Genomic DNA, 390 nt, shown 5'->3' with positions numbered 1-390 from the left:
CTTCGACAGTGTCCTTGTTCAGCTTCGACTTATCCGGGAAGGTAACGGTAATTTCACCGGTGTTCTCGTCGATCTTGACTTCGTAGCCTTCGGGAGCCTTGAAGTCTTCAGGAATCGCGAACTTCGAACCCTCAGGAGTGTCGACCTTCTCGCCCTTGCCGTCCTTGTCGGTGAAGGTCGGGGACGACTTGGTTTCCTTACCAGGAACAACCAGCTTCTCTTCGTAAGCAGGTTCGTAGATGGTGTTCTGGTTCGGAACCTTCGGGTTGCTGTCGTCTTCGTCCGGGATGCCGTCGTTGTCGTCATCCGGGTCCGTGACGTCGGGGTCACCGTCACCGTCGGTGTCCAGCTTGAACTTCGCCTTAGCGTCGTCCTTGGTGCCGTCCGGGT

The 390-nt window shown here is 56.7% G+C and carries 1 protein-coding gene; it reads right to left on the bottom strand.

Features of this window, described 5'->3' with window-relative positions:
• Positions 1-390: YPDG domain-containing protein (locus tag HMPREF3092_RS11345; protein WP_218079013.1), on the bottom strand; the 390-nt coding region annotated here is incomplete at both ends.

Origin of the sequence: Brevibacterium sp. HMSC24B04 (assembly GCF_001806835.1) — a bacterium.
In the GTDB taxonomy this organism is placed as follows: domain Bacteria; phylum Actinomycetota; class Actinomycetes; order Actinomycetales; family Brevibacteriaceae; genus Brevibacterium; species Brevibacterium ravenspurgense.
The sequence above is the reverse complement of the archived record's forward strand: the minus strand, read 5'-3'. Positions and strand labels throughout refer to the sequence as shown.